The sequence below is a fragment of the Bradyrhizobium sp. BTAi1 genome (assembly GCF_000015165.1).
GTDB classification, from domain to species: Bacteria; Pseudomonadota; Alphaproteobacteria; order Rhizobiales; family Xanthobacteraceae; genus Bradyrhizobium; species Bradyrhizobium denitrificans.
Window position 1 is genome coordinate 126,136 of sequence record NC_009485.1, and the last position, 25,831, is coordinate 151,966.

The window sequence follows — 25,831 nt, forward strand, 5'->3', positions numbered from 1 at the left end:
GACGAACACCGCGTCCGTAATCCTACAGCCGGAATTCCTCGCCGAGATAGAGCCTGCGCACGTCGGGATCGGCGACGATCTCCTCGGGGCTGCCCTCGGTGAGAATCTGTCCAGCATAGACGATATAGGCGCGGTCGGTGAGGCCGAGCGTCTCGCGGACATTATGGTCGGTGATCAGGACGCCGATGCCGCGATTGGTTAGATGGCGCACCAGCTGCTGAATATCACCGACCGCAATCGGATCGATGCCGGCGAACGGCTCGTCGAGCAGCATGTAGTTCGGACGCGTCGCCAGCGCGCGCGCGATCTCGACGCGGCGACGCTCGCCGCCGGACAGCGCGATCGACGGCGATTTGCGCAGCCGCGTGATGGTGAACTCCTCGAGCAGCGCATCGAGCTCGCGCTCGCGCTTCTTGCGTGACGGCTCGACCACTTCGAGCACGGCACGGATGTTCTGCTCGACGGTGAGGCCGCGGAAGATCGAGGCCTCCTGTGGCAGATAGCCGATGCCGAGCCGCGCGCGCTGATACATCGGCAGCCGCGTGACGTCATGGCCGTCGAGCTCGATGGCGCCGCGATCGGCCTTGATCAGGCCGGTGATCATATAGAACACGGTGGTCTTGCCGGCGCCGTTCGGCCCGAGCAGGCCGACCGCCTCGCCGCGCCGGACGTAGATCGACACGCCGCGCACGACCTGACGGCTGCCGAAGCTCTTCTCGATCGAATGGACGGCAAGGAATCCGGGACGGCGCAACAGCTGCGGGCCGCCGCTGCCATTGCTGCGCGGCTTGGCCGGCATCGGCTGCGAGGCCGGACGCTTGCGCTGGATCTGCTCGGTGTTCTGCGGCGAGCGCGGATTGATCCGCGGCGTCGCTTCGTCGCGCACGGAATCGGCCAGCGCCGCGAGCGGATCATCGCCGTAGGAATTGCCAAAGGGATCGTTCATCGCGGTGATGTCGTCGCGCCGACGCGCCGAGCCCTGCGGGCTGCGCTTGGCGGGACGCCGACGAAACATGCCGATTAGATCCACCATCCCTGCTTCGCTTACGCCCTTCGACGCGCCGCTCATCATCGACCGCAGCACTGGTCCGGCCGCACCAGCCTGTCAGGACGAGCAAAGCCCAGCGTTAGATAGAGGCAGCCGCAGCTAGGTTCAACTGCAGCCGGCAATCTTTCGGTAACTATTTGAGGTCACTTCGTTTTGGTGCTGCCCAGCGACAGTGGCGCACCGCCGCCGGGGGCAGCGCCGCCGGATGATCCGCAACCGCCCGAACCCGAGGAGGCCTGCGGCAGCAGCGCCTGGACCCGGCCGCTGTCGGATTCCACCCGCGACACGCCGGTCGTCATATCGACCATCAGCCGATCACCGCGCAGCACGTTCTTGCACTGGGTCAGCACAACGTTGCCTTGCATCGTGATCTGGTTGGTCTTGGTGTCGAACACCGCGGTCTCGCCGGTGACGACCTGCTCCTTCTGGGTCACCGTCACGCCGCCGCGCGCCTCCAGCCGCCGAATCGACGAGCTCCCGTCCGGCCCCGGCGCCGCCGCCTGCATGGTCTTGGCCGGCTTCGCACCGCCCTGGGCGCCGCCATCATAGAACACGACCAGCGATTTGGAGGTCATAGTGGTGTCGCCCTGCACGACCTTCACATTGCCGGAGAACGTCGCCTCTTTCTTCTTGTCGCGCATTTCCAGCGAGGCCGCCTCGATCTGGATCGGCTGATCACGGTTTTGCGAGAATCCCTGCAGGGCGTTCGGCACCCCGGTGGCCGCCGTCTGCGCCTGCACCGCCCCGGCGCACGCGACCATCGCCAGCGCAACGAGGCCGGCACCGCGGATCGCGGCGGAAATGAAACGACACGTCGTCATGCGGTCACTTTGCGTTACGGGCCGGACGGCCAGGATCGCTGCTCGCGGTCGCGGCCGGAGCGGCGTTGATGTTGTCGAGGTTCATCACGACATTGCCTTCGAAACGCACCACGTCGCCATTGTCGGTGATGCGCAGCCGGTCAGCCGACAAGGTGCCGTTGGTGAGCTTGACGTCGACGCGTTCGTCCGAGCTCACCGTGCCCTTGGCCATGTCGACGAACGCGCGGCTCAAACGCGCCTCGTAGCCGCTCGATGTCGTCAGCAGGATGTCCTTTTTCAGATCGAGCTGCTGCTGTTTGGTATCGAACACGCCGGTCTTTGCGTTCAGCGTCACGGTCGACTGATCCTCCATCAGCACCTTGGCGCGGAGGATGTTGAGCTCGACATGATCGGGATCGGTGAGGTCCTGCACGGCACTCTTGGCCACGAGATCATAGGGCCGCTGGTCCGGCGTGAAGCCGGTGAGATGCGGCGTCTCCATCGTGATCTTGCGGCCGGAGATGACGAGATTGCCGGTGAGGTTCTTGGTGTTGATCTCCATGTGGAACGGATTGAACAGCGCAACGCCGATGACGACCGCCATCGCCAGACCCACGGCCGCCGGCACCGCCACGCGCAACACCCGCACGAAGCGGCTGTGGCGCGCCGCCACCGCGAAGCGCGCCTGAAGGCTGGGATCGTAAGCGGGGTTGTGGACCGAGTTCACCGGGACTCCGAAACACACGGGACGCGCGCGAAACAGCGATCATCCTACCATGGGCACCGGGTGCATTGCAGCCCGGAACTGGCGCGAAATCGCGACGCAGGAGAGGCTCGGGATCATTAAGAGAGATTAATGGTCATGAACGGCTCGGGACCCGGGTGGCCGTCACGAATGCGCGAAGATGTCCTCGGCCTCGAATCCGCCCAGATCGAGCGTTGCCCGATGCGGCAGGAACGCGAAACAGGCCTGCGCCAGCCCCAGCCGGCCCTCGCGGGCCAACATGACATCCAGCTTCTCGCGCAAAGCGTGCAGATGCAGCACGTCCGACGCGGCATAAGCGAGCTGCGGTTCGCTCAGATTGTCGGCGCCCCAATCGCTCGACTGCTGCTGCTTGGAGAGATCGACATTGAGCAGCTCGCGCACGAGATCCTTCAGGCCGTGACGGTCGGTATAGGTGCGCGCCAGCCGCGAGGCGATCTTGGTGCAGTAGACCGGCTGCGGCATGACGCCGAACGTATGGAACAGCGTCGCGACGTCGAACCGCGCGAAGTGGAAGATTTTTGTGATGGCGGGATTGGCGAGCAGCGCCTTGAGGTTCGGCGCGTCGGTGTGCCCCTTCGGGATCTGCACCACATCGGCCGAACCGTCGCCGGGCGACAACTGCACCACGCAGAGCCGGTCGCGGTGCGGATTGAGCCCCATGGTTTCGGTGTCGATCGCAACCGACGAGGTGTAGCGGGACAGATCAGGCAGGTCGCCGCGGTGCAGGCGTACGGTCATGGGTGTCAAAACCTCGGTCGGGTCGGTATCGGACGGGTCGGACAGGCCCGACGCCGCAAGACGCGCTCGGGAACCGGCGTAGCCCGGCGCTGGTAACCATCCGGCAAACGCGCAAAGCGAATGCGGGGATCCAGCGAGGGAATGCCAGCCCCGCCGCCCGGATGCAAGGGCCGGGCTCGGGCTGGCAGCGTACCGGGGGGAGAGCCCGGCCGGCGGGCCGCTCGGGATCCTGTCCGACAGGCAGGATGCCTTGGCAGCCATGTAGGCCGGAAGGACTTGTGCGAGCGCAGGGGGGGCCCATGGGTCAGCCATGCGGTGAGCCCGACAACCAGCACCGCGAACCCTGCCCCCGACCCAAGTCACGGCGACACCAACCGCGCCTTGATGCCCGCCACAACTCATGATTGCTTCAAGCAGCACCGTCCGGAGAGAAGCTTGTGACAGTAGGCCAGGAATTGTGAAGAGAGAGCCTCCTGTGAAAAGAGAGCCTCGCGCTGCGCACGCAGTCCGCGTTGCCGACAAGCTTGCTGGCGCAAATGCGCCGGCCAAGCCGGCTCGTTTGTTTGCCTCGCGCCCCACCCCGCCGATCGATGCAAGTCTTGCATTGATCGATGCCGCATTTGGCTTGGACAGAGATTGCCACTCGCCCTAGGGACCATATTGGTGCTTGACTTCATTGGTGCTTGACTTCGCATGTGAAGCGAAGCGGCCCAAGGCGGCCCGCAGCATCTGCCCAACAACGACATAATCAACCCAGGAGGAAGCCCAGATGAAGGCACTTACAGGTATCATCGCAGCCGCCGTGCTGGCGGTTTCGGCGCCGCTGGCGACCGCGCGCGATTTCCGCTCCGCCGACGTGCACCCCGCCGATTATCCGACCGTCGAAGCCGTGAAGTTCATGGGCAAGCAGCTGGCCGCTGCGAGCGGCGGCAAGCTCGGCGTCAAGGTGTTTCCGAACGGCGCCCTCGGCTCCGAGAAGGACACGATCGAGCAGCTCAAGATCGGCGCGCTCGACATGATGCGCATCAACTCCTCGCCGCTGAACAACTTCGTCCCGGAGACCGTTGCGCTGTGCCTGCCCTTCGTGTTCCGCGACACGCAGCACATGCGCAACGTGCTGGACGGCCCGATCGGCGACGAGATCCTGGCCGCGATGGAGCCCGCCGGCCTGGTCGGCCTCGCTTATTATGACAGCGGCGCGCGCTCGATCTACACCGTCAAGGCGCCGGTCAAGTCGCTCGCCGACCTCAAGGGCCTGAAGATCCGCGTCCAGCAGTCCGACCTCTGGGTCGGCATGATCCAGAGCCTCGGCGCCAACCCGACCCCGATGCCCTATGGCGAGGTCTACACCGCGCTCAAGACCGGCCTGGTCGACGCCGCCGAGAACAACTGGCCCTCCTACGAATCCTCGCGCCATTTCGAGGCCGCCAAGTTCTACAACATCACCGAGCACTCGCTGGCGCCCGAGGTCCTCGTGATGTCCAAGAAGGTCTGGGACACGCTGAGCAAGGAGGACCAGGCGCTGGTCCGCAAGGCGGCCAAGGACTCGGTGCCGGTCATGCGCAAGCTCTGGGACGAGCGCGAGCAGGCCTCCCGCAAGGCCGTCGAGGCCGCCGGGGTCCAGGTCGTGACGGTCGCCAACAAGCAGGAATTCGTCGACGCGATGAAGCCGGTCTACCAGAAGTTCGCGGGCGACGAGAAGCTCTCGAGCCTCGTCAAGCGCATCCAGGACACGAAGTAACGGACACGAAGTCACAGTCGCGAAGTAAAAGTAACAATCACCAAGCAAGAGTAGCCGGCCCCGGCGTCGCCACGCGGCGACGCCGGACGCAGGCAGGGGAGAGGGACGGGAATGACAGACCCACACGTCGCAGACCACGAGTCGCCGGAGGGGCGCCCGTCGCGCGGCCCGCTGACGCGGATCAACGCCATCATCGCGCGCTTGGGCATGTATCTGTCCGTCGCCGGATTGCTCGTCATCGTCACCATCGTGTTCTACCAGGTGTTCGGACGCTACGTGCTCAACTCCAGCCCGACCTGGACCGAGAACCTGGCGCTGGTCCTGATCCTCTATGTCACCCTGATCGGCGCCGCCGTCGGCGTCCGCGACGCCGGCCATATCGGCATGGACAGCCTCCTGGTGATGCTGCCGGACAGCACGCGCGAGAAGATCGAGCTGGTGATCCATGTGCTGGTCGCCTTGTTCGGACTCGCCATGGCCTACAATGGCTGGATCCTCGGTGCCTCGGTCGGCACGGTGAAGATCCCCAATCTCGGCCTGCCCGAAGTCATCCGCTACGTGCCGCTGGTCGCCTCCGGCGTCCTGATCGTCTCCTTCTCGATCGAGCACATCATTGCTCTCCTGCGCGGTGAAGAGGTCATCCCGTCATGGAACTGATCATTCTCGGCGCCACCTTCTTCGGCTTCCTGGTTCTCGGCGTCCCCGTCGCCTTCGCCATCGGCCTCTCGGCCATCTGCACCATTCTGTATGAAGGCCTGCCGGTGGCGGTGATCTTCCAGCAGATGATGTCGGGGATGAACATCTTCTCGTTCCTGGCCATCCCGTTCTTCGTCTTCAGCGGCGAGCTGATGCTGCATGGCGGCGTTGCCGACAAGATCGTGCAGCTCGCCAAGAACCTCGTCGGCCACATCCGCGGCGGCTTGGGCATGTCGAACGTCGTCGCCTGCACGCTGTTCGGCGGTGTCTCAGGCTCTCCGGTCGCCGACGTCTCCGCAATGGGCGCGGTGATGATCCCGATGATGAAGAAGGAAGGGTTCGACACCGACTACGCCGTCAACGTCACCACCCACGCCTCGCTGGTCGGTGCGCTGATGCCGACCAGTCACAACATGATCATCTATGCGCTCGCCGCCGGCGGCAAGGTGTCGATCGGCGCGCTGATCGCCGCGGGTCTCCTGCCGGCGCTGGTGCTGATGGTCTGCATGCTGGTCGCCGCCTATGCAGTCGCCGTGAAGCGCGGCTATCCCGCGGGCAAATTTCCCGGCTGGGCGGAGGTCTTCCGCTCGTTCGCAGCGGCGCTGCCGGGCCTCTTGATCGTCGGCATCATCCTGGCGGGCATCCTCTCCGGCGTCTTCACGGCCACCGAATCCGCAGCCGTCGCGGTCACCTATACGATCCTGCTGACGTTCTTCATCTACCGCACCATGACGCTGCAGAACTTCCTGCGCGCCGCCGCCAAGGCGGTCAAGACGACCGGCGTGGTGCTGCTCCTGATCGGCGTCTCGACGATGTTCCAGTACCTGATGGGACTCTACGAGGTGGCCGATTTCGCCGGCGACCTGATGAGCAAGGTTTCGACGCAGCCCTGGATCATCTTCCTGCTCATCAACGTCATCCTGTTCCTGCTCGGCACCTTCATGGACATGGCGGCCACCATCCTGATCTGCACGCCGATCTTCCTGCCGATCGCGATGAAGGCCGGCATGGACCCGGTGCAGTTCGGCATGCTGATGCTGATCAACTGTGCGCTGGGCCTCAACACCCCGCCGGTCGGCACCACGCAGTTCGTCGGCTGTGCCATCGGCGGCATCTCGGTCGGCGCCGTCATGCGCACCATCCTGCCGTTCTACGCCGCACTGATCGCAGCGCTAATGTTCGTGACCTACGTCCCTGCCTTCTCGCTGTGGCTGCCGCGCCTCCTGATGGGCTACAAGGGATAGTTGGAACGCGTTCGCCGGCCTTGGTCGCGAGCCTTGGCCGGCGAATGCACCTGCGCTTTGGCTGGGATGAAACAGCTGAGTTCGCCGAAGCCAGCAGCGGTCCGGTACGACGCTGGCGCTGTTGTGGAGCTGGTGGGCGGTGTTTCGGCGGTCTGGAACCTCCATCAGCGCCAACTCCCAAGCCAGTTCGTAGACCGCAGCTTTCCATGAACGTCACCTCGAACTGTCCTCATCGAGGGATGATCCGGCCGGACATCGACAAGCAGCCCGCCTTTGGTCTCCGGGCGGCTCATCAAGGTGGATTGACAGGCGCGCTGGCCATCCTCGCACCGGACGCCGAGCAGCAAGGAAGCCAGGACCGGTGACCGTCGCCGTCTCGCGACTCCTGGCGCAGAGAATCGAGCTCAACGATGTATTGTCTGCCTTCTTGAATGAAGGACAGCAGCGGTCACCAGCCGTCATCCGCGGCGCTCGCATCCGCTCAGAGAGCTGATCGGGCGGAGAGCTCCGGATGCACGAGCGCAGGCCGCTGGAAATCGAGAGACGGCATGAATCTCTCGCAGGATCTCAGGCAGACCATGAGCCTCGCCACCGTCATGGCTTCGTCGCTTCCCCCCACGCAATGACCGGTGGTGTCGGCGTGCTCTCAGCCGACCGCACAAGGTCCGGGGCACGATGTCTGCCCGCTATGCGGATCCACGTCTGCCTTTGGCGAGGGGATCCCGGGCTCGTGCTGCGCACCCCCGGGGGATGACGACGAAGATCTTGGGCGAGCCGGGCTCAAGCGACCGGCCCCCCGCCTCAGAACGACGTGCCGCCGCCGAACCTGAACTCCTGGACGACGTCGTATTTGCCCTTGGACAGCGGCACCGCGTAGTCGAAGCGCAGCGGGCCGAACGGGGAGGCCCAGATCAGGCCGACGCCGACCGAGGAGCGGACGACCTTGCTGTCGTCGTACTGCATCGCGCATTTGCAGGCGGCGGTGTTGACCTCGCCGGTGGCGGCCCAGGAGGTCGGGCCCTGATAGCCCCACAGCGAACCGGCATCGGCATAGACGGAGCCCTTCAGGCCGACTTCCTTGGGCAGGAACCAGAACGGCATCTGCAGCTCGGCCGAGGCGCCCCAATATCTGGTGCCGCCGAGCGCGTCGCCGGTCGCGCCGAGGCTGCGATAGGTGATGTCGCGCGGACCGATGCCGTTGGAGGCGAAGCCGCGGACCAGCGTCGGGCCCATCTGATAATGGTCGAGCATGCGCAGGTCCTTGTCGCCGATCTTGTTCAGGACGCCGCCCTGCAGATGGATGACGCTGACGATGTCGGAGACCAAGGGCGTGAAATATTTCGCGTCGACGGCCGACTTCAGATAGCTGACATTGCCGCCGACACCGGCGAAATCCTGGCGCCAGTCGATCAGGAGACCGTCGGTCGGGTTCTTGGTGTTGTCGAGCGTGTTGTAGGTCAGCGTGTAGCCGAGCGCCGAGGTCAGCGCCGCGCCGTCGTTCAGCTCCTTGCGCACCGCCAGGCTCGATTCGCCGTCGCCGTAGCAGCCATAGCCATAGACGCCCGAACTGGTCGAATTGGTCGGGTCGACGCCGCCGAGCACGCTCTGGATATAGGCCGGAGTCGGATTGAAGGCGAGCAGGCCGTTGGCGGAGTTGTTGTTACAGTTCGCCAGATAGGACGGCAGCGTGATCTCCTGCCGGTACAGCGAATAGCGCAGCTGCAGCGACGTGTCCTCGCGCAGCTGGAAGCCGAGTCGCGGGCTGAAGCCGACCGTCCTCGTGCCGTAGCTGGTGTAGCTGTTGGCGAGCTGCTGACGGTAGGAAATATCTAGGCCGAGCGCGACGCGGTAGTCCAGCAGGTAGGGCTCCACAAAGGACAGCGCCACGCCGCGGGTATATTGCCCATAGCTCACGGAGGCTTTGGCATAGAGGCCGCGGCCGAGGAAGTTGCGCTCGGAGATCGACACCTCGGCGAGCGCGCCGTCGGTGGTCGAATAGCCGCCGGAGATCGAGAAGTCGCCGGTCGACTTCTCCTCCAGGCCGACCACCAGGATCACGCGGTCGCTCGAGGAGCCGGGCTCGGTGGTGATCTTCACGTCCTTGAAGAAGTCCAGGTTCTTCAACCGTCGCTCGGCCCGATCGACCAGCGCGCGGTTGTAGGCGTCGCCCTCCGAAATGTCGAACTCGCGCCGGATCACATAATCCCGCGTGCGCGTGTTGCCGCGGATGGTGATGCGCTCGATATAGGTGCGCGGCCCTTCGTCGACCTGGAACACGATCGCGACGGTGTGCGCTTCGAGGTTGCGGTCGCCGCGCGGCCGGACCACAGCAAAGGCGAAGCCGCGGCGGGAGGCCTCGATCTGCATCTCCTCGACCGATTTTTCGAGCTGCTCGACATTGTAGAGCGCGCCGACATTGACCCGCGAATAAGTACGCAGCGCATTGGCGTCCAGGGCCGCGATGGTCGATTGGAAGTCGACCGAGCCGACGCGATATTGCTGGCCTTCGTCGATCTTGAACGTGACCAGAAAACCCTTCTGCTCGGGATCATATTCGGTCAGGGCCGCGACGACCTGAACATCGGCATAGCCGTTCTTGAGATAGAAGCGGCGGATGAGGTCGCGGTCGGCCTCGACGCGGTCGGGGTCGTAGACGTCGTTGTTGCCGAGGAAGCTGAGCCAGTTGGATTCATGGGTCTTGATCACGTCGCGCAGCCGGGCAGCCGAATAGGCGTTGTTGCCGACGAAGGTGATCGACTTCACCCCGGTCTTTACGCCCTCCACCACCGTGAACACGAGGTCGACGCGGTTATTGGGCTGCTCGATGATCTCAGGCGTGACGCGCACGTCATAGCGGCCCGAACGGCGGTAGATCTCGGCGATGCGTTGCGCGTCCGACTGCACCATGGGACGCGACAGCGTGCCGCGCGGCTTCGACTGCACCTCGGCCTGGAGCTGCTCGTCCTTGACCTTCTTGTTGCCCTCGAAGGCTACGCGGCCGATCACCGGGTTCTCGACCACGCGCACGATCAGCCGGCCGCCCTGGCGATCGATCTTCACATCGGCGAACAAGCCGGTCTCGACCAGCGCCTTGAGGCCGTCGTCGACCTGGGCGGCATCGAGCGCACCGGATGGCCCCGGCTTGAAGTAGGAGCGGATCGTATCGGCTTCGACACGCCGGTTGCCCTCGACCGTGATCGAGGTGGCAGAGGCGGCAGGCGCGGCCGCCACCATCCGGGGCAACGTCGTCACGGGCAGGGCCAGCAGCATCAGGGCAAGCACGCCCGGCAGTCTCAGACGCATCATCGACGCTCTTTCGAAAAGTCAGAGTCCTCGGCGCGCCGCAAGGCACGGCTCGCCCATGGGAATCGGTGATGCCCGTCAATGATGGTCGAGATGCGCCGATCTCGTTTCGCGAAATGTCGATTGATGCGCGATGTGGCTGAGTGTTTCCGATCGGAAATGATCGAGCGCCGCGCGGTGCGCCAAAGCCGGTCAGCATGTAGTTATGTGCGGTCTGCACCTTGCGACCGGGAAGCCACAACCGGCGCGGACATCTCCGTTAAGCAATTGGCCAGCCCCCGCCGCATTCTGCGCGTTCCGACATCAAATTCTACAAATCTTCGAACACCGGCAATACGCCGGAAAAACGACCGTGCTAATCGAAGACCATCCGAACTAAGCCCCCAAGTAGTTCGGCCAAGGCCCGGTGCGTACAGATTCCCAGACTTATTCCGGCGCACCGGGCCGCCCATTTCTCCTCAACAAGCTAATCGATCGGCGACGGACTGGCGGCGGATGAGCCGTTCGTCGAGCCGTGCGCGGCTCACGCTGCAGCTGAGGCCGCTCGGCGCGGTGAAGGCTGCGGCGTGACGGCGACAGGGAATCGAGCCCGCTCGGATGGCATGACATCCAAGCGCGGGAGTCCAAGCTGCCGCAGGAGTTCGGCGTCAGCGACCGCCAGGGTGCCCGCCGGCCGCCGCGCGGCAACCTTCTAAGCCGGTCCCGTGTGACGAGCAGCGCGATCTCCGACGTCCGTTCGCGGCGCCCGTCGTGGAGGCCTCGTTGGGTGAGGAGCGCTGCGTCTCGAAACATGAGGCCCCCGGCGGGGCGAAACCATCTGCTGCCCGCCCCGGGACTCGGGCCTTCGCCACACGCGATTGCGAACCGCCCGTCCGCCAAAGGTTCCGGGGCCTGTCGCGAATCACCACAATGTCCGCCGCTGTTGCGAAATTGCCTCTGGATCGTGCCCCGAAAAACGATCAAAACGGACGGCAGCGCCGATGGTTAATCGCGTCTTAACCTCGCCCCACCTATGGTGACCACAAAGGCACCGGTTCATGGGCGATCGGCGGCTTCCACTGGTTTGGCGCGCGTTTTACGTATGGCAATGACCGCTTCATCCCCCGCGCCCGCTGGCGCCAGCCATTCGGAGAGCGAACGCTCGCCGTTTGCGCGGCTGAACGAGCTGCTCGCGCCCTATTCTCCGGGCAAGCCCATGATTACGCTCGCGGTCGGCGAGCCGCAGCATCCTGTTCCCGGCTTTGTCGGGCCGGTGCTGGCGCAGCACATCGCCGATTTCGGCCGCTACCCGGCGGCCAAGGGCATCGAACCATTTCGCAAGGCCGCCGCAGGCTGGCTGGCGCGCCGATTCGCGCTGCCGCGCGCGATCGATCCGGAGCACGAGATCCTGGTTCTGAACGGCAGCCGCGAGGGCTTGTTCTTCGCCGCGCATGCCGCGCTTCGCCATGTCGGCCCGCGCCGTGGCAAGCCTGCCATCCTGATGCCGAACCCGTTCTATCCGGTGTACGGCGTCGGCGCCCGCACCGCCGGCTGCGACTCCATCTACCTGCCGACGACGCGCGACAACGGCTTCCTGCCCGACCTCGATGCGATCGACGAGGCGACCCTGGCGCGCACCGTCGCGGTCTACATCGCGACGCCTGCCAATCCGCAAGGATCAGTGGCGAGTGCTGACTATATGCGCAAGCTGGTCCAGCTCGCCAACCGCTGGGGCTTCCTGATCTTCAGCGACGAGTGCTATTCGGAAATCTATACGAGGCAGGCGCCGGGCAGCATGCTCGAGCACGCCGGGCCCGACTATCAGAACGTCGTCGCCTTCCAATCGCTGTCGAAGCGCTCCAACGTACCGGGCATGCGCATCGGCTTCGCCTCCGGCGACCGCCGTTTCCTTGCCGCCTTCCATGAGCTGCGCAACGTCGCCGCGCCGCAGGTGCCGGTGCCGCTGCAGCACGTCGCGGTCGCCGCCTATGGCGACGAGGCGCATGTCGAGGAGAACCGGCGGCTGTACCGCGCCAAGTTCGATCTCGCCGACCAGATCATCGGCAACCGCTACGGCTATCAACGGCCCGATGGCGGCTTCTGCGTCTGGCTCGACGTCACGGAGCGCGGCGGCGACGAGGACGTCACGGTGAGACTGTATCGTGACGCCGGAGTGCGCGTGGTGCCCGGCAGCTATCTGGCACGACCGCAGGCCGACGGCTTCAATCCGGGGCTCGGCTATATCCGGCTGGCGCTGGTGGCCGACGCCTCGTCAACCGGTGAGGCGCTGCACCGGCTGGTCGAGGTCCTCAGGTAGACGCGGGGCTGATGCGGATGCCGGCGATCGAACGAGTCATTCCCCTGGTCAATCACCTGCCGACGTCGCTGCGCGACGCGCTGGTGCGGCGGCTGCGCGAACTCGCGGGCCTCGGCCTGATCGCGCTGTGCGGCGTCGCCGCCGCGGCGCTGATGACCTGGTCGGTGCAGGACCCGAGTCTCAGCCACGCGACCTCGCGCGCGATCCGCAACATCGTCGGCTATCCCGGCGCGATCGGCGCCGATCTGCTGATGCAGATCCTCGGCCTCGGCTCGATCATGGCGATCCTGCCGATCGCGATCCGCGGCTGGCGCATGATGACGCACCGGCCGTTCGACCGCGAGGCGCTGCGCTTCGGCGCCTGGGTGCTCGGGGCCGCCATCGCCGCCGGCTTCGCCAGTTGCTGGCCGCGCTCGCATGCCTGGCCGCTGCCGACCGGACTCGGCGGCGTGGTCGGCGATGCCCTGGTGCGCGCGCCAGCGGTGGTGTTCGGTCCGCCGGGCCTGATCTACCGGCTGGTGCTCGGCAGCCTGCTGCTGATCGCCATGATCGGCTGCCTGCTGGTCGCCGGCGGCATGGGCGCGAAGGAAGCTGATCCGAACCTCGCGGCGGACGAGGAGGACGACACGCCGCTGTCCGAGGCCGAGGATGACGACGACCGCAAGGCGATCCGGCTCGGCTGGGTATTTCACGCCATCATGAGCGCGAAGGCGCAGATCGGCTGGTTCCTCAGCACGGCCTATCGCGCGCTGGTGTCGTCAGGCCCGCAGCCGCGCAGCGCCGCCTCCGGCCGGCAGGAGCCGAGCCTGGTCCGCGGTCAGAAGAAGCCGACGCTCGCGCCCGAGATGACCGAAGAGGACGACGAGGAGGAAGAGGCCGGCGAGGAGGAGGAAGAGGAAGAAGAGGAGGAGCCGGCCCCGAAAGCGCGCAAGAAGCCGGCGGCGAAAGCGCCGACGAAGAAGTCCAGCGACAAATACGAGCTGCCCTCGGTCTCGATGCTGGCCGCGCCCAAATCCTCCGACCGCCAGCCGCTGTCCAAGAGCGAGCTCGAGGCCAATTCGCGCGCGCTGGAAGGCGTGCTGCAGGATTTCGGCGTCCGCGGCGAAATCGTCAAGGCGCATCCCGGTCCCGTCGTCACCCTGTACGAACTGGAGCCGGCGCCCGGTATCAAATCGTCGCGCGTGATCGGCCTCGCCGACGACATCGCCCGCTCGATGAGCGCGCTGTCGGCACGGGTCGCGGTCGTGCCCGGCCGCAACGCCATCGGCATCGAGCTGCCCAACGCGCATCGCGAGAAGGTCTATCTGCGCGAGCTCCTGGTCGCCAAGGAGGCGACCGAGAGCGTCGCCAAGCTGCCGCTCTGCCTCGGCAAGAACATCGGCGGCGATTCCATCATCATCGATCTCGCCCGCACCCCGCATATGCTGATCGCCGGTACCACCGGTTCGGGCAAGTCGGTCGCGATCAACACCATGATCCTGAGCCTGGTCTATCGCCTGCGGCCTGACCAGTGCCGGCTGATCATGGTCGATCCGAAGATGCTCGAACTCTCCGTCTATGACGGCATCCCGCATTTGCTCACGCCGGTCGTGACCGACCCGAAAAAGGCCGTCGTCGCGCTGAAATGGGCCGTGCGCGAGATGGAGGAACGCTACAAGAAGATGGCCAAGCTCGGCGTGCGCAACATCGACGGCTACAACGCCCGCCTTGCGGAAGCCCGCAACAAGGGCGAGGAGCTGACGCGCACCGTCCACACCGGCTTCGACAAGGAGACCGGCAAGGCGATCTACGAGGAGGAGAAGCTCGACCTCGATCCCCTGCCCTACATCGTCATCATCGTCGACGAAATGGCCGACCTGATGATGGTCGCGGGCAAGGACATCGAGGGCACGGTGCAGCGCCTCGCCCAGATGGCGCGCGCCGCCGGCCTGCACGTGATCCTGGCGACGCAACGGCCGTCGGTCGACGTCATCACCGGCACCATCAAGGCCAACTTTCCAACCCGCATCTCCTTCCAGGTGACGTCCAAGATCGACAGCCGCACCATCCTCGGCGAGATGGGCGCCGAGCAGCTGCTCGGCCAGGGCGACATGCTGTATATGGCCGGCGGCGGCCGCATCAGCCGCGTGCACGGCCCGTTCTGCTCCGACGAGGAGGTCGAGAAGGTCGTCAGGCACCTGAAGGCGCAGGGCTCGCCGGAATATCTCGAGGCGGTCACGGCCGAGGAACCGAGCGAGGAGGACGGCACCGTCTTCGACGCCACCGGCATGGGCGGTGGTGGCGGGGGCGACGACCTGTTCGCGCAAGCCGTTGCCGTGGTCAAACGCGACCGCAAGGCCTCGACCAGCTACATTCAACGGCGGCTGCAGATCGGCTATAACAAGGCCGCTTCGCTGATGGAGCGGATGGAACAGGAAGGCATCGTCGGCCAGGCCAACCATGCCGGCAAGCGCGAGATCCTGGTGCCCGAGGAAGAAGGCGGGTTCTGACCGCCCGCTTTGGTCCCAGATCTGCCGTTTCCGTGTCGTATCTTCACGCAATTACGATCACGCTGCCCGACCGAACCAAGATAGAACGCGTAAAACTCAGGACGTCGTTTTGAAAAGCCCCTTGTTGAACCGCCTGTTTTCGCTTCCAGCGCCGCTGCACGGACGCCGTATTCCGGCTGGGATGGTCGCGGCCGTGGCGACCTGTGTCCTGACCCTTGCCGCCGGCCATGCGGCCGCCCAGACCACGCCGGCGCCCAAATCGGGCCCCAAGGGCGGCGCCCAGCTCAGCGCCTCCGACCAGCAGCGTGGCGGACAGGGCCCTGCGACCACCCAGACCACGCCGCCCAATCCGATCATTCCGGATCCCCGGCGCAACGTGCCGGCCAGCATCTTCACCTCGTTCGACGCCAATCAGAAGGCGATCGCGGGAAAGGTGAGCGCCTATCTGTCGTCATTGCAGACGCTGGTCGGCAACTTCGTCCAGGTCGGCCCGGACGGCAGCAAGACCAAGGGTGATTTCTACATCCAGAAGCCCGGCAAGGTGCGCTTCGAATATGATCCGCCGACGCCGATCGACATCATCGCCGACGGCTCATCGCTGGTCGTGCGCGACCGCAAGCTCGCGACCCAGGACGTCTACCCGCTGTCGCAGACGCCGCTGCGCTATCTGCTGTCCGACCGGATCGACCTGCTCAAGGACACCAATGTGATCGCGGTCGCCTCCGACGACCTCTATGTCACGATCACGATCGAGGAGAAGCAGGCGCTGATCGGCACCAGCCGGCTGATGCTGATGCTCGGCGCCAAGGACGGCCAGCTCAAACAGTGGACCGTGACCGATCCGCAGGGCTACGACACGACGATCGCCGTCTACAATCTCGATACGACCAAGAAGCTTGATCCGGCGATGTTCAAGATCGACTTCACGACCTATCCGAGCACGCCGCCGGGTTGATGCATCCGGCCGTCCGATCAGCCCGCCTCGAGCCCTCGGACCTTCCACTGCGCCTCTGACAGCACGAGCTTCTCGAAGCGCTTGCGCGCCTCCTCGAGATCGTCGGCCGGGATCGTGTCGCAGCCGGGACGCGCGCGCAGGATCATCGCCGTGGTCGGCCAGCTCAGTCGCGCCGCCTTGCAGGCCAGCACCAGATCAGTGACGCGGTCGTCCTCCATCAGCGCTTCGATCACCTGGATGGACACGACGCAGAGCAGCGCCAGCGCGGCGATGACCGCCGGAAAATCGCCGGTCACGCAGAACCGGTTGACGGCGGAATCGCTCAGCTTGCCGCTGCGATTGAGGGCGGCGACCTCGGTCTTGACCTGCTCATAGTCCCACATTGCGCGCATCGCGGCACCGGCGGTCCTCGTCGGCGTGGCTTGCAAGGTGGCGCGCGTCGCGGGCGGCGCTGCCTTGATGAAGCGGGCGCGCGCGCCCTCGCTGGCCGCCGCGACGAAGGCGCGCGACAGCTTGGCTGGCAGGTCGGTGCGCAGCGCCAGCTTTTCGGCGAGGTCCTCGTCGCGCTCGGCGATCTTGAACAGGCTGCGATAGCCATCCTCGGACAGCCGCGCCGTGAGATTCTGCACCAGCGCCATGCGCACCGCCGGAAAGCCGCGGGCAATCAGCTGGTTCGTCAGGCTGTCGCCGATGCCCCTGCGGCTGGCGATCGCAACGAGATGCGCCGGGCTGGAGCTGCGAATGAACTCCGCAAGGTCACGTTCCGTGAGCGCGGCTGCCTTGGCCAGCATCGGCCCGGCGACACGCAATTCCGGATGCACGGCGAGCAAACGCGCAGTGGCATAGGGCGCGCGCTCCACGCCGGCCAAGGCCATGCTGAGCTCGGCCAAGAGATCGGTGGCGACCTGCGGCATCAGGCGGGCGAACATCTGGTCATAGAGATCGAGCTGCTCGGCCGACGCCGGCCGCGGTCCGGCGAGAAACAGGGCCGTGGTCCGGCGCAGCATGTCCGTGGCGAGCTCGGACACCGTCCGCGCCTCACTTGGAGGCATCTTGACGGGAGCGGCCGAAGGCGCTGGAGGCATCGCACATCTCTCATTCCGGCGCCCGTCACACGGGGCGCGATCATCAGATGCGGAAGAATGCGAGCACCGGCCTAAAGCCGCGTTAAGCCAGTTCCGGGGAACTACGGAGGGCTCTCAGCGTCCTTAACAGCCTTCGACGCGCCCTTGATGACAATGTTCTTGCATTGTTCTTGCGAACCCCGCCCGCTTCAGATACCGTTGCGCGCGGGAGGGCATCATGGTCCAGCGCGTTTCCACCGTCGCTTTCGAGGGCATCGAGGCCCGCGCGGTCGACGTGCAGGTCCAGGTTGCCCCCGGCCTGCCGGCGTTTGCGATCGTCGGCTTGCCCGACAAGGCGGTGTCGGAGGCGCGCGAACGGGTGCGCTCGGCGCTGATCGCCTCAGGCCTGGCGCTGCCGGCGCGGCGCATCACCGTCAATCTGGCGCCGGCCGACGTGCCCAAGGAAGGCAGCCATTACGATCTGCCGATCGCGCTCGGCCTGATGGCGGCGATCGGCGCCATTCCGCCGGATGCACTCAATGGCTTCACCGTTCTCGGCGAGCTCGGCCTCGACGGCTCGATCGCGCCGGTGGCCGGCGTGCTCCCCGCCGCGATCGGCGCCAATGCACGCGAGGAGGGCCTGATCTGCCCGGCCGCCTGCGGCGCGGAGGCGGCCTGGGCGAGCCCGGACCTGCAGATCATCGCGGCGACGTCGCTGATCCAGATCGCCAACCATTTCAAGGGCACGCAGGTGCTGTCGCGGCCGCAGCCAAAGATCCAGGAGGCGCCGGCGAGCCTGCTCGATCTGCGCGACATCAAGGGCCAGGAGAGCGGCAAGCGCGCGCTCGAGATCGCCGCCGCCGGCGGCCATCATTTGCTGATGATCGGGTCTCCCGGCGCCGGCAAGTCGATGCTGGCGGCGCGGCTGCCCTCGATCCTGCCGCCGCTGTCGCCGGCCGAGCTGCTCGAAGTCTCGATGATCGCCTCCGTCGCCGGCGAGATCGAGGGCGGCGCGTTGACCAACCGGCGGCCGTTCCGCAGCCCGCATCATTCGGCCAGCATGGCGGCGCTCACGGGCGGCGGCCTGCGCGCCCGTCCAGGGGAGATCTCGCTGGCGCATCAGGGCGTGCTGTTTCTCGACGAGCTGCCGGAGTTCGATCCGCGCGTGCTGGATTCGCTGCGCCAGCCGCTGGAGAATGGCGAGGTCTCGATCTCGCGCGCCAACCACCGCGTCACCTACCCTGCCCGCTTCATGCTGGTGGCGGCGATGAATCCGTGCCGCTGCGGCAACGCCTTCGAGCCCGGTTATGCCTGCAAGCGCGGCCGCATCGACCGCTGCACGTCAGACTATCAGATGCGCATCTCCGGCCCGCTGATGGACCGCATCGATTTGCGGATCGAGGTGCCCGCGGTGACTGCCGCCGACCTGATCCTGCCGCCCTCGAAGGAAGGCTCCGCCGAGGTCGCCGCCCGCGTCGCCGCCGCGCGCGACCTGCAGCGCGCGCGCTACGCCAAGGCCGGCCTGCCGCATGTCAGGACCAATGCCGAGGCGCCGGCCGCAGTGCTCGACGATATCGCCAAACTCGATCCGCCCGGCCAGAAACTGCTGCGCGAGGCTGCCGAAACGATGCGCCTGTCGGCGCGCGGCTATCACCGCGTGCTGCGGGTGGCGCGAACGCTGGCCGATCTCGATCACGCCGACACTATCGGCCGGCTGCATCTGGCGGAGGCGCTGTCGTACCGCGCGCTGGCGGAGGACAGCCGGCATGCGGCGTGAGCGCCATCCCACCTCAACCTCCTGGTAACGATTTCTCTTTACGCTCCGGCAACCATAAGGCTCGCCTTGTCCGTGATCAGGCCTTCCGTGTCGGTGCGTGTCATGTTGCGTATCAAGCTCGTCGTTGCGGCTGCGTCACTGATCGCGGCCGCGCTCATGGTGAGATTCGAATTCGCGCCGGCGATGCCGCCCTGCATGGCGGAGGGAGCCGACAGCATCGCGCTCGATACCCAGCCGTTTCACGCCGATTTTCATGGCGACTCGGCTGACGATCCCGCCCGCGTGACACTCCGCGACGATCCGCAGGCGGTCGATCTTGTCGTCGTCGACCATTCGACCGTCCAGGCCGATCAAGGCTGCAGCGTGACCGCCGCGATCCAGGCGGTCGCGATCGCGGCCGAGGCGCCGGCCGACACACCGCGCATCGATCTCGCCAGAGAAGGTGCGACGGACGGCCGCACGGATGACCGCATTCATGGTCGCTCCAGCCATGACACGGCGCGACAGGCCGTCGCGTCGGTCATGGCCGCTCACCATCACGACGTTGCGCCGGCGAATGCGCTGCCGTGAGCCGGGCTAACGCCCGGTTCACCATCTCTGCACGGCCGACGATCCGTGCAGGATCGTTTCAAAGTCTCAGCAAGACCGACGCCGCATGGTGCGGGCCGGCCGTCATATTGGAATTGATGATTTCGGGAGTGAGCGAGATGATGGGAGCGAGTTTTCGCATCAGGCTGCGGCTGCGCCGGTTCACACGCCGCCATCACACGCTGTTTACGATCCTGCGTTCGGCAATGATCTTCATGGCCGGGTTCGGCGGCGCCTATGGCTTCATCAAGGCCAGCCTGTCCGAGACCTCCGGCTACAACCCGCACGCCTTCGCGATCGGCGCGAGCTTTCTGTTTGCGCTCGCCTGCGTCGGGCTCGCGACGCTCAGCATGCGGCTGCGCTTCATGCGCAAGAAAATGCACAAGCTCGCGCTTCACAACGAGGTGCTGGCGGACCGCAATTGGGAGCTTCAGGAGGCCGAGCAGCGCGCCCGCAGCCTGTTCGAGCAACAAGGCGACCTGATCGTCATGCGCGAGAGCGACGGCACGATCATCTTCGTCAACGACGCCTATTGCCGGATGGCCGGCCTCGATCGCGAAAACCTGCTCGGCAGCCAGTTCAGCTTCGATCTCCTCGAGCAAGGCGACAGCGCGCTGGAGCCGAGCGGCACGCGCGTCCACGACCAGCGGATCGACAGCGCCATCGGGCCGCGCTGGATCGCTTGGCGCGAGGCGCTCGTGCGCTCCGATGCCGGACATCCGGCCGTGCAGCAATGTGTCGGCCGCGACGTCACCGACCGCACAGAGACCGAGCGGGCGCTGGCCGAGGCGCGCGACCAGGCTAATGCGGCGAACCGCGCCAAGTCGCGCTTCCTGGCGATGGCCAGCCACGAGATCCGCACACCGTTGAATGGCATCCTCGGCATGAGCGGGCTGCTGCTGGAGACGCAGCTCACACCGGAGCAGACCACCTATGCCAAGGCCGTCCGCAGCTCGGGTGAAGCGCTGATGTCGCTGATCAACGAGCTGCTCGATTATTCCAAAATCGAGGCCGGCAAGCTGGCCCTCGAGGCGCAGCCGTTCGCGCTGACCGCGCTGATCGAGGAGATCACCGAGCTCCTGGCACCGCGCGCGCAAGGTAAACAGCTGGAGATCGCGGCCTATCTCGACGAGCGGCTGCCGACCTGGGTGACCGGCGACGCCGCACGGCTGCGCCAGGTGCTGCTCAATCTCGCCGGCAACGCGATCAAGTTCACGAGCAAAGGCGGCGTGGCGCTGATTGCCGAGCCCGGCATCTGGCCGAACGAGATCAGCTTCCAGGTGCGCGACACCGGCATCGGCATCGCGGCTGACGCGCAGGAGCGAATTTTCCGCGAGTTCGAGCAGGCCGACGACAGCGTCGCGCGCAGCTTCGGCGGCACCGGTCTTGGGCTCGCGATCTCCGACCGCATCGTCAAGCGGATGGGCGGACGCATCGCGCTGCAGAGCCAGCCCGGCGCGGGCTCGACGTTCGAGGTGTCCGTGCCGCTGCCGCCGGCGCTCGAGCGCGGCGAGCAGAACAGCTTTCGCGGCCCCGACCTGACCGGACAGTCGATCATGCTGATCGCCCCGGCCGGCCTGCAGGCCGAGCTGATCGAAAGGCGGCTGCAGAATTGGGGCGCGCAGACCTGCCTCGTCGCCGAGACCGAGATCGCCGCGGCGCTGCTGCCCGAGCGCGCCTGGCACGCGGTCTTGATCGATGACGCGATCGGCAGCGAGGCGGCGCGGCGTCTGGGCGAGGCTGCACACCATCATACGACGCGGCTGATCGTGCTGGTCACGCCGACGAGCCGGCACGAGCTGGCCCCCGCCGCGCCCTTCAACGGCTATCTGGTGAAGCCGTTGCGGGCCGCTTCGCTCGCCGCGCGCGTCAGCTTCGACCTGGACGCAGGAGCGGCATTCGCCGAGCATCCGATTCCGACCATCGCACCATCGATCGCGGCGCGGGCGGGCACCGGGCTGGCGATCCTCGTCGCCGAGGACAACGATATCAACGCGCTGCTGATGCGCTCATTGCTGACCAAGCTCGGCCATCACGCCGATATCGCCGTGCACGGCGAGGCTGCCCTGGATTCCTGGCTCGCCGCCCGCGCGGCCGGCACGCCCTATGATCTCATCCTGATGGACGTGCAGATGCCGCGGCTCGATGGCATTGCCGCGACGCGTCGCATTCGCGCCCATGAGGCCAGCGAGCCCGGCCGGCGCACGCCGATCCTGGCACTCACCGCCAATGCCCTGGTCGAGGACCGCTACGCCTGTTTCGAGGCGGGAATGGACGGCTTCCTGGTCAAGCCGATCGACCGCGACAAGCTGGATGAAGCGCTGGCCAATCTGGCGGCGGCGCGGCAGGTGGCGGCGTAGTTATTCGTCTTCGCATGGGAGGTGCGCTCCCTCTCCCCGTTCTTGCGGGGAGAGGGTCGAGGTGAGGGGCAGCTCCACGGGCGGTGCTGAGTCTCTGCAGCGAGCCGACCGTTCTACGATCCGGCTCCGACAACGATCATGTCTCGGGCAGCTAGCATGCACCCAGAGCCGCTATGCCCGTCCGATGAACTTGGAATCTGAGCTGCGCGTGCGGCATGCCCCTCACCCGGATCGCTACGCAATCCGACCTCTCCCTGCAAAGAGCGGGCAGAGGTAAGAACTGCGCAAGCCGGGCACGAACTCCGATTCACGCTTGAGTCCGCTTAGCACTTCGCAGCTCACAGCCGCCGCAGCGCCACCGTCTCGACCTCGTGATCGGCGCCCTTCTTCAGGATCAGGGTTGCGCGCGGCCGTGTCGGCAGGATGTTGTCTTCGAGATTAGCGAGGTTGGTGCGTTCCCAGATCGCGATCGCGGTGGCGATGGCTTCCTCGTCCGACAGCAGCGCGTAGCGATTGAAGTAGGACCGGGGATCGTGGAACGCGGTGTCGCGCAATGACAGGAAGCGCTTCACATACCATTTGCGCAACACCGCCTCGTCGGCATCGATGTAGACGGAGAAGTCGAAGAAGTCGGAGACCACCGGCACCGCCTTGCCGTCGCGCGGCAACGGCCCGGTCTGCAGCACGTTGACGCCTTCGACGATCAGGATGTCGGGCTGGTCGATCTCGACCCACTGATTGGGAACGATGTCGTAGGTGAGATGCGAGTAGACCGGCGCGCGCACTGTATGGCGGCCGGCCTTGATGTCGGAGAGGAAGGCGAGCAGCCGCGGCAGGTCGTAGCTCTCGGGGAAGCCCTTCTTCTGCATCAAGCCCTGCCGCTCCAGCACCGCATTCGGATACAGGAAGCCGTCGGTGGTGATGAGATCGACCTTGGGCCGCGGCGACCAGCGCGCCAGCAGCGCCTGCAGCACGCGCGCGGTGGTGGACTTGCCGACCGACACCGAGCCGGCGACGCCGATGATGTAGGGCATCTTGCGGTCGCGGATGCCGAGAAACTGACGCTGCGCGTAGTACAGCCGCTGTGCGGCATCGACATACATCGACAACAGCCGCGACAGCGGCAGGTAGATGTCCTCGACCTCCTTGAGATCGAGGCGATCATGCATCGAGCGCAACTTGGAGAACTCGCCGGGTTCGAGCGTCATCGGCGTGTCGTTGCGCAACTCGGCCCATTGCTGGCGGGTGAAGACGCGGTACGGATTATATTGTTGTTCGGTGGTGCGCATATCCATGATGCTGCCCTTCGTTTCCCCCGCCGTCGCGCCCTACTCCGTCTTGCGCGACGCCTTTTCTTCTAGCCCCGACATGCCGGTGCGCTTGCCGAGCGCCGCCTCGACCTCTTCGAGGCGGACGTCGCGCGATTTCAACAGCACCAACAGATGAAACAGCAGATCGGCGCTTTCGGAGATCAGGTGCTCACGGTCGGTGCCAACAGCGGCAATCACCGTCTCCACCGCCTCCTCGCCCATCTTCTTGGCGCATTGCGCCGGGCCCTTGTCGAGCAGCTTGCGCGTATAAGACGCCTCGCCGCCCGCCGCGGCGCGGGCGTCGATGATGGCGGCCAGATCGTGAAGCGTGAAGCGGGACATCAGCCTGAACTCGGAACGCCTGCCCGCCCATGGAGGCGGCCGGACCAGCGTTCATGTAACATTTTTGCGGCGCAATGTCGTCAGGGATCGAGCCGCATCGGCAGGCCCTGGCGCACCATGTGCTCCTTGGCCTGCCGGATGGTAAATTCCCCGAAATGGAAGATCGAGGCGGCCAGCACCGCGGTCGCCCGGCCCTGTCGGATGCCGTCGACCAGATGGTCCAGATTGCCGACGCCGCCCGAGGCGATCACCGGCACCGGAACGCTGTCGGCAACCGCCCGCGTCAACGGAATATCAAAACCCTGCCGCGTGCCGTCGCGATCCATCGAGGTCAGCAGGATCTCGCCGGCCCCCAGCGAAACCACCTCCTGGGCATATTCCAGCGCGTCGATGCCGGTCGATTTGCGCCCGCCATGGGTGAAGATCTCCCACCGACTGCCGCCGCCCGGCCGCGCCACCGACTTGGCGTCGATCGCCACGACAATGCACTGCTCGCCGAACTTCTCGGCGGCCTCCTTCACGAACTCGCGCCGCGCCACGGCGGCCGAATTGATCGAGACCTTGTCGGCGCCGGAGCGCAGCAAGGTCTTGATGTCGTCGATGGTGCGCACGCCGCCGCCAACCGTGACCGGCATGAAGCAGGCCTCCGCCGTGCGCCGGACGACGTCGAGCATGATGCCGCGGTTCTCATGGGTGGCGGTGATGTCGAGGAAGCAGAGCTCGTCGGCGCCGGCGGCGTCATAGGCGATCGCGGCCTCCACCGGATCGCCGGCATCGCGCAGATTGACAAAGTTGACGCCCTTGACGACCCGTCCGTCCTTGACGTCGAGGCAGGGAATGACACGGACCTTGAACATTACTCGGCTGCCGATGCGAGAGTGCGCGATTTCAGGAAGTCCCAGAAGACGCCCAGCATCCGGCCCTCGTATTCAGAATTGCTGATATCCGCGATGAAGAACAGGCTCGATCCAGCGAACTTCAAGAGCCGGCTCGATAGCTCGGAAGCTGACAGGTCGCTCTTCACGAAGCAGACATGGCCGTCGAGGGTGTAGATTTCTGCACCAACGTCGAGCGACTCGACATACTTCTTGAGGTCGATGTCTGAACCGCTTCCGTCGTCGAAAACCAGAAGGAAGTTTTTCATTCGTTCTCTCCGTGCTTCGGCAGAGATTTGGAAGTTTCGATCCTCGGCACCTGGTTCGCCACTTCTACAATCTCAGTGCTGCGACCCTGCCTATGAAGAAGATTGATGGCTCGCTGTTGTATTCTGTACTCTTCGATTGAAGCCGATCGGGTTCTCTGAACAGCAAGATCAGATAGCCGATCATCGCGAACAGGAGCGGAGCTCCAGCGAAACAGAATAGCACCGTCCGGGCGGACGGATCAGTGACAAAAGCGGCCAGTATCAGGGATAGCGGGCTGACCAATCCAACCAGCCAGAGCGCCGGATTGAGCGCAGTACGCCGGACCGCGATCGTGTCGATCCGCGACAATCCGGTTCGTATGAGGTCTTCGAGCTTCATGCTCCGGCCTTGCGCGCCGCGCGGATCAGCGCCAGCGCCTCGGCCGGATCGAGCCGCCCGTCATAGAGCGCGCGGCCGGCGATGGCGCCTTCCAGCTTCCGGGCGCGCGGCGTCAGCATCGCCTTGACGTCCTCGATCGAGGCGAGGCCGCCGGAGGCGATGACGGGGATCGAGACGGCGTCGCCGAGCGCGATTGTCGCATCGAGGTTCAGCCCCTTCAGCAGACCGTCGCGAGCGATGTCGGTGAAGATGATCGCGGCGACGCCGGCATCCTCGAATCGCTTGGCGATGTCGAGCGCGGTGACCTCGGAGGTCTCGGCCCAGCCCTCGACCGCGACCTTGCCGTCGCGGGCGTCGAGCCCGACTGCGACGCGGCCGGGAAAGGCTTTCGCCGCCGTCTTCACCAATTCGGGATCGCGCACGGCAGCGGTGCCGATGATGACGCGGGTGATGCCCTTGTTGAGCCAGGCCTCCACGGTCTTGAGATCGCGGATGCCGCCGCCAAGCTGCACCGGCATCTTGACGACCTTCAGCATCGCCTCGACCGCTTGGGCGTTCATCGGCTTGCCGGCGAAGGCGCCGTCGAGATCGACGACGTGGAGATAATCAAAGCCCTGGTCGGCGAAGCTCTTGGCCTGGGCGGCGGGATCGAGGTTGAAGACGGTGGCCCGCGCCATGTCGCCCTGCTCCAGGCGCACGCATTGGCCGTTCTTCAGATCGATGGCGGGAAACAGAATCATCTGAGTTGTCTTTCAGGCAAGCGCCCTGCCCGTCTCCTGGACGCGCAGGCA

General features: G+C 65.8%; 22 protein-coding genes. 10 read left to right on the forward strand and 12 right to left on the reverse strand.

The features are described from left to right. Nucleotides 1-22: 22 nt before the first annotated feature. The 4 genes from lptB to BBTA_RS00600 all read right to left on the reverse strand — a co-directional run bounded on the left by lptB (nucleotide 23) and on the right by BBTA_RS00600 (nucleotide 3,352). Nucleotides 23-1,033 carry an LPS export ABC transporter ATP-binding protein gene (gene lptB, locus BBTA_RS00585; protein WP_011942644.1) on the reverse strand — a complete coding sequence of 337 codons (1,011 nt, stop codon included), beginning with the start codon at nucleotides 1,031-1,033 and terminating at the stop codon, nucleotides 23-25. 158 nt (nucleotides 1,034-1,191) lie between these two features. Further along, nucleotides 1,192-1,869, reverse strand: coding sequence for an LptA/OstA family protein (locus BBTA_RS00590; RefSeq protein ID WP_011942645.1), 678 nt, complete (start codon nucleotides 1,867-1,869; stop codon nucleotides 1,192-1,194). A 4-nt stretch (nucleotides 1,870-1,873) separates the two neighbouring features. Further along, nucleotides 1,874-2,575 (reverse strand): LPS export ABC transporter periplasmic protein LptC, encoded by a 702-nt coding sequence (gene lptC, locus BBTA_RS00595; RefSeq protein ID WP_011942646.1) that lies wholly within the window; start codon nucleotides 2,573-2,575, stop codon nucleotides 1,874-1,876. 162 nt (nucleotides 2,576-2,737) lie between these two features. After that, complete coding sequence (locus BBTA_RS00600) at nucleotides 2,738-3,352, reverse strand: ribonuclease D (protein WP_011942647.1); 615 nt, start codon at nucleotides 3,350-3,352, stop codon at nucleotides 2,738-2,740. Between the two features lie 769 nt (nucleotides 3,353-4,121). Here BBTA_RS00600 and BBTA_RS00605 point away from each other — a divergent pair. The 4 genes from BBTA_RS00605 to BBTA_RS40585 all read left to right on the forward strand — a co-directional run bounded on the left by BBTA_RS00605 (nucleotide 4,122) and on the right by BBTA_RS40585 (nucleotide 7,398). Beyond that, nucleotides 4,122-5,093 (forward strand): TRAP transporter substrate-binding protein, encoded by a 972-nt coding sequence (locus BBTA_RS00605; RefSeq protein WP_011942648.1) that lies wholly within the window; start codon nucleotides 4,122-4,124, stop codon nucleotides 5,091-5,093. Nucleotides 5,094-5,204: 111 nt separating this feature from the next. Then, on the forward strand, nucleotides 5,205-5,750 hold the full coding sequence (locus BBTA_RS00610) for a TRAP transporter small permease (protein WP_011942649.1): 546 nt from the start codon (nucleotides 5,205-5,207) through the stop codon (nucleotides 5,748-5,750). Continuing rightward, nucleotides 5,741-7,033, forward strand: coding sequence for a TRAP transporter large permease (locus BBTA_RS00615; RefSeq protein WP_011942650.1), 1,293 nt, complete (start codon nucleotides 5,741-5,743; stop codon nucleotides 7,031-7,033). The genes BBTA_RS00610 and BBTA_RS00615 overlap by 10 nt, the downstream gene beginning before the upstream one ends. A gap of 206 nt (nucleotides 7,034-7,239) precedes the next feature. Continuing rightward, nucleotides 7,240-7,398, forward strand: coding sequence for a hypothetical protein (locus BBTA_RS40585; RefSeq protein ID WP_168167854.1), 159 nt, complete (start codon nucleotides 7,240-7,242; stop codon nucleotides 7,396-7,398). A gap of 436 nt (nucleotides 7,399-7,834) precedes the next feature. Here BBTA_RS40585 and bamA read toward each other — a convergent pair whose 3' ends face one another. Continuing rightward, nucleotides 7,835-10,339, reverse strand: coding sequence for an outer membrane protein assembly factor BamA (bamA, locus tag BBTA_RS00620; RefSeq protein ID WP_011942651.1), 2,505 nt, complete (start codon nucleotides 10,337-10,339; stop codon nucleotides 7,835-7,837). Between the two features lie 1,078 nt (nucleotides 10,340-11,417). Here bamA and BBTA_RS00625 point away from each other — a divergent pair. The 3 genes from BBTA_RS00625 (at nucleotide 11,418) to BBTA_RS00635 (ending at nucleotide 16,076) form a co-directional block, all read left to right on the forward strand. After that, a complete protein-coding gene (locus BBTA_RS00625) occupies nucleotides 11,418-12,632 on the forward strand; it encodes an aminotransferase class I/II-fold pyridoxal phosphate-dependent enzyme (protein WP_011942652.1) in 1,215 nt (404 codons plus the stop codon). Nucleotides 12,633-12,643: 11 nt separating this feature from the next. Next, a complete protein-coding gene (locus BBTA_RS00630; protein ID WP_011942653.1) occupies nucleotides 12,644-15,121 on the forward strand; it encodes a DNA translocase FtsK in 2,478 nt (825 codons plus the stop codon). A gap of 181 nt (nucleotides 15,122-15,302) precedes the next feature. Beyond that, entirely contained in the window at nucleotides 15,303-16,076 is a 774-nt protein-coding gene (locus tag BBTA_RS00635) for an outer membrane lipoprotein carrier protein LolA (protein ID WP_011942654.1), read from the forward strand. 17 nt (nucleotides 16,077-16,093) lie between these two features. On the opposite strand, the gene BBTA_RS00640 is transcribed toward BBTA_RS00635, so the two are convergent. Beyond that, complete coding sequence (locus BBTA_RS00640) at nucleotides 16,094-17,161, reverse strand: DUF2336 domain-containing protein (RefSeq protein WP_011942655.1); 1,068 nt, start codon at nucleotides 17,159-17,161, stop codon at nucleotides 16,094-16,096. A gap of 217 nt (nucleotides 17,162-17,378) precedes the next feature. Here BBTA_RS00640 and BBTA_RS00645 point away from each other — a divergent pair, with 217 nt between their 5' ends. The 3 genes from BBTA_RS00645 (at nucleotide 17,379) to BBTA_RS00655 (ending at nucleotide 21,865) form a co-directional block, all read left to right on the forward strand. Further along, nucleotides 17,379-18,917, forward strand: a complete 1,539-nt coding sequence (locus BBTA_RS00645) for a YifB family Mg chelatase-like AAA ATPase (RefSeq protein ID WP_011942656.1) — start codon at nucleotides 17,379-17,381, stop codon at nucleotides 18,915-18,917. Between the two features lie 102 nt (nucleotides 18,918-19,019). Further along, nucleotides 19,020-19,487: a hypothetical protein gene (locus BBTA_RS00650; protein ID WP_041750242.1), complete on the forward strand. Its 468-nt coding sequence runs from the start codon at nucleotides 19,020-19,022 to the stop codon at nucleotides 19,485-19,487. A gap of 140 nt (nucleotides 19,488-19,627) precedes the next feature. Next, entirely contained in the window at nucleotides 19,628-21,865 is a 2,238-nt protein-coding gene (locus tag BBTA_RS00655) for an ATP-binding protein (RefSeq protein ID WP_011942658.1), read from the forward strand. A gap of 338 nt (nucleotides 21,866-22,203) precedes the next feature. Here BBTA_RS00655 and coaA read toward each other — a convergent pair whose 3' ends face one another. The 6 genes from coaA to hisA all read right to left on the reverse strand — a co-directional run bounded on the left by coaA (nucleotide 22,204) and on the right by hisA (nucleotide 25,780). After that, nucleotides 22,204-23,160, reverse strand: a complete 957-nt coding sequence (coaA, locus tag BBTA_RS00660) for a type I pantothenate kinase (RefSeq protein ID WP_011942659.1) — start codon at nucleotides 23,158-23,160, stop codon at nucleotides 22,204-22,206. Nucleotides 23,161-23,193: 33 nt separating this feature from the next. After that, nucleotides 23,194-23,517 carry a phosphoribosyl-ATP diphosphatase gene (locus tag BBTA_RS00665; RefSeq protein ID WP_011942660.1) on the reverse strand — a complete coding sequence of 108 codons (324 nt, stop codon included), beginning with the start codon at nucleotides 23,515-23,517 and terminating at the stop codon, nucleotides 23,194-23,196. A gap of 80 nt (nucleotides 23,518-23,597) precedes the next feature. Next, entirely contained in the window at nucleotides 23,598-24,374 is a 777-nt protein-coding gene (gene hisF, locus BBTA_RS00670) for an imidazole glycerol phosphate synthase subunit HisF (protein ID WP_011942661.1), read from the reverse strand. Then, a complete protein-coding gene (locus BBTA_RS00675; RefSeq protein ID WP_011942662.1) occupies nucleotides 24,374-24,661 on the reverse strand; it encodes a hypothetical protein in 288 nt (95 codons plus the stop codon). The genes hisF and BBTA_RS00675 overlap by 1 nt, the downstream gene beginning before the upstream one ends. Nucleotides 24,662-24,725: 64 nt before the next feature. Continuing rightward, a complete protein-coding gene (locus BBTA_RS00680; RefSeq protein WP_011942663.1) occupies nucleotides 24,726-25,040 on the reverse strand; it encodes a hypothetical protein in 315 nt (104 codons plus the stop codon). Continuing rightward, nucleotides 25,037-25,780: a 1-(5-phosphoribosyl)-5-[(5-phosphoribosylamino)methylideneamino]imidazole-4-carboxamide isomerase gene (gene hisA / locus BBTA_RS00685; protein ID WP_011942664.1), complete on the reverse strand. Its 744-nt coding sequence runs from the start codon at nucleotides 25,778-25,780 to the stop codon at nucleotides 25,037-25,039. The genes BBTA_RS00680 and hisA overlap by 4 nt, the downstream gene beginning before the upstream one ends. Nucleotides 25,781-25,831 lie beyond the last annotated feature (51 nt).